The sequence below is a fragment of the Dietzia sp. DQ11-71 genome, from assembly GCF_014144995.1.
Classification (GTDB): Bacteria; Actinomycetota; Actinomycetes; order Mycobacteriales; family Mycobacteriaceae; genus Dietzia; species Dietzia kunjamensis.
Genome location: NZ_JAALDT010000389.1, coordinates 1 through 3,376, shown reverse-complemented (window position 1 = coordinate 3,376; position 3,376 = coordinate 1). Strand labels below are relative to the sequence as shown.

Annotated in this window: 2 protein-coding genes and 1 pseudogene; all 3 read right to left on the bottom strand. The window is 71.6% G+C overall.

The annotated features are described in order from the left end of the window. Positions 1 to 321: pseudogene (locus G6023_RS13110) on the bottom strand (NADH-quinone oxidoreductase subunit NuoN); the annotation flags it as partial. Next, positions 318 to 1,892, bottom strand: coding sequence for an NADH-quinone oxidoreductase subunit M (locus G6023_RS13105; protein ID WP_182635916.1), 1,575 nt, complete (start codon positions 1,890 to 1,892; stop codon positions 318 to 320). The pseudogene G6023_RS13110 and the gene G6023_RS13105, both read right to left, overlap by 4 nt. Continuing rightward, a partial coding sequence (locus G6023_RS13100; RefSeq protein WP_182635914.1) for an NADH-quinone oxidoreductase subunit L occupies positions 1,889 to 3,376 on the bottom strand: 1,488 nt, incomplete at its 5' end. The genes G6023_RS13100 and G6023_RS13105, both read right to left, overlap by 4 nt.

Below are 3,376 nucleotides of genomic sequence, written 5' to 3'. Positions count from 1 at the left end.
CGACGAGGCCCCGGCCGCCGCGCCCACCCGGGAGCGTTCCCCGATGAGCACCCCCGCCCCGATCGCCACGAGGACCGTCGCCCCCTGCAGGAACAGCGCCGGCCCGTCCACGGCTACGGCGCCGCCGGCCGTCACCAGCCGCGTCCCGGCGAGCAGAACCACCGTCACCAGCGCCGCGACGAGCCCGCCGAGGTACAGCACCATCTGCGCGGCGTAGCGGTGTCGGGCGGGGGCGAACGCCTCGACGAGCACCGAGACGATCGCCGTCCCGAGCACCACGAGCAGCGGCAGGAGCGAGGAGTAGGCGATGTCCGGGGTCATCGGGTGGCACCTTCCAGGTGGGTGACGGTCTCGGCGACCGCCGGGTCGATCACGTCGAGCGCCGGCTGCGGGTAGAAGCCCAGCACGATCAGCGCCACGACCAGCGGGGCCAGCACCACGCGCTCGCGGGTCGTGAGGTCGGGCGTGGACCGCAACCCCGGCGCGAGGGGCCCGCCCATCACCCGCTGGTAGGTCCACAGGATGTAGACGGCCGCCAGGACGAACGTCGCCGTCGCCAGTACGGCGGCGACGGGGTAGACCTCGAACGTGCCGACGAACACCAGGAACTCGCTGATGAACGGGGCCAGCCCGGGCAGTGACAGCGTCGCGAGCCCGGCGATGAGGAACACCCCGGCGAGCACGGGCGCGGCCTGCTGCACCCCTCCGTAGTAGCCGATCTCGCGGATCCGGTGCCGCCGGACGAGGAACCCGGCCACGAGGAACAGCGCGGCCGTGGCGATGCCGTGGTTGACCATGTACAGCGTCGAGCCGGTCGCCGACTGCTCGGTCGCGGCGAACACACCCAGCACGATGAACCCGAAGTGGGAGATCGACGCGTAGGCGATGAGCCGCAGGAGGTCGGTCTGGGCGATGGCCATGATGCCGCCGTAGACGATGCTGATCACCGCGAGCGTCACCATCACGGGCGCCGCGGTCGCCGCTGCCTCGGGGAACAGCGGCAGCGAGTACCGCAGCATCGCGAAGGTGCCGACCTTGTCCACCACGGCCATCATGAGCACGGCGGACGCGGGCGTCGCGGCGACGGCGGCCCCGGGAAGCCAGGTGTGGAACGGCCACAGCGGGGCCTTGATCGCGAAGGCCAGCGTGAACCCGGCGAACAGCAGCAGCATCGCGCCGGGCGGGATCTGCAATCGCCCGTCGGCGACGGCGTCGGTGATGAGGCGGTAGTCGAAGGTGCCGCGGCCGTCGGGCCCGAGTCCGGCCCGGTCTGTGTACATGTAGAGCCCGAGCACCGCGGCCAGCATGACGAGCCCGCCGAGCAGGTTGTAGAGGAGGAACCGCACGGCCGCCCGCGCCCGGTCCGCGCCGCTGTCCCCGAACGCGCCTGTTCCGAATCCCCCGATGAGAAAGTACAGCGGGATGAGCATGGCCTCGAACGCCACGTAGAACAGCAGCACGTCCAGGCTCGTGAAGGCCACCAGCGCGAGCCCCTGCGTGGCGAGCATCAACGCGGGGTACGCCTGCGTCCGCCGACCGTCCGGGCCGGGGCCGTCGACACCGGGCCCGTCGGTGTCACGCCATCCGGCGAGCAGCAGCAACGGCATGAGTGCGGCGGTGAGCAGCACCAGCACGAGCGCCACGCCGTCGATCCCGAGTGTGTACGTCGCGCCGAACGCAGGGATCCACGGCCGCGACTCGACGAACTGGTGGGTGTCGCCGCCCGGCTCGAACCCGACAGCCAGCGCGACGGCCACCCCCAGGACGACCAGTGACGTGACCAGGGCGAGGGGCCTCGCCGCGCGGCGCGCGCTCGCGGGGAGGACGACGACGACGAGTGCGCCGACCAGGGGCGTGAGCCACAGCGCGGTGAGCAGTCCGGGGCCGGTCACAGCACGCCACCCCCCAACATCGCGGCGATCACCAGAACGGCGCCGATCAGCATGTACAGCGCGTAGGAGCGGGTGAGCCCGGACTGCAGGAGCCTCGTCCGGGCGGACAGTTCCCCGAGGGTGGTGCCGACACCCGTCGCCGCCCCGGCCACGACGCGTCGGTCGACCATCTCCGTGCCCGCGACCAGGGCCTGGCCGGGTCGCATGAACACCGCCTCGTTGAGGTCGTCGGCATACAGGTCACGGCGCGCGGCGCGCGTGAGCCCGGAGCCGGCGGGGGCGGTGGCCGGAATCTCACTACGGGTGTAGCGGTGCACGGCGAGGGCGATGCCGACGGCCACCACGACCAGGGAGGCGGCGGTGACCAACCACACCGGTAGGACGTGCTCCGGATGGTGCTCGCCGACGACCGGTGCCAGCCAGTCCTGCAGCCGCCCGCCGAGCGACAGCAGCAGACCCGAGAGCACCGAGCCCACGGCGATCGCGATCATCGGCGCCGTCATGATCGCCGGCGACTCGTGGGGGTGGGCGTCGTCGGCCCAGCGCCCGGGCCCGAAGAAGGTCAGGATCATCACACGGGTCATGTAGAAGGCGGTCAGGCCCGCGCCGAGCAGGGCCACCGCCCCCAGGAGGTAGCCGACCGCCGATCCTGAGCCGAACGCGCCCGCACCCGCAGCCGACCAGCTGCCCACGTCGAACGCCGCGGAGATGATGCCCTCCTTGGAGTAGAACCCGGCGAACGGAGGGACGCCGATGATGGCCAGATAGCCGAGTCCGAAGGTGGCGAAGGTGATCGGCATGACCGCGCGTAGGGCGCCGTAGCGTCGCATGTCGACCTCGTCGTTCATCCCGTGCATCACCGAACCGGCCCCGAGGAAGAGGCCGGCCTTGAAGAAACCGTGGGTGAGCAGGTGCATGATCGCCAGCGCGTATCCGGCGGGTCCGAAGCCGGCGGCCATGACCATGTAGCCGACCTGACTCATGGTGGAGGCGGCGAGGACCTTCTTGATGTCGTCCTTGGCACAACCCACGATCGCACCGAACAGCAGCGTCACGGCGCCGACCGCGATCACCGCGGCGCGCGCGGTCGGGGTCGCGTCATAGATCGGGTTGGACCGGGTGATGAGGTAGACGCCCGCGGTGACCATGGTCGCGGCGTGGATGAGGGCGGACACCGGGGTGGGACCCTCCATCGCGTCGCCGAGCCAGGACTGAAGCGGCACCTGGGCGGACTTGGCGCACGCGCCCAGCAGCAACAGCAGCCCGAGCGCGGTGACCAGCCCCGAGCTCACCGCCCCGCCGTCGGCCCCGGCCCCCTCGCCGCCCGCCGCCCCGCCGCCGATCGCCGAGAACACGCCCTCGTAGGACAGCGTGCCCAGCTGGGTGACCATGACCATCAGCGCTACACCCAGACCGATGTCGCCGACGCGGTTGACGACGAACGCCTTTTTCGCCGCGGTGGCGGCGGACGGCTTGTGCTGCCA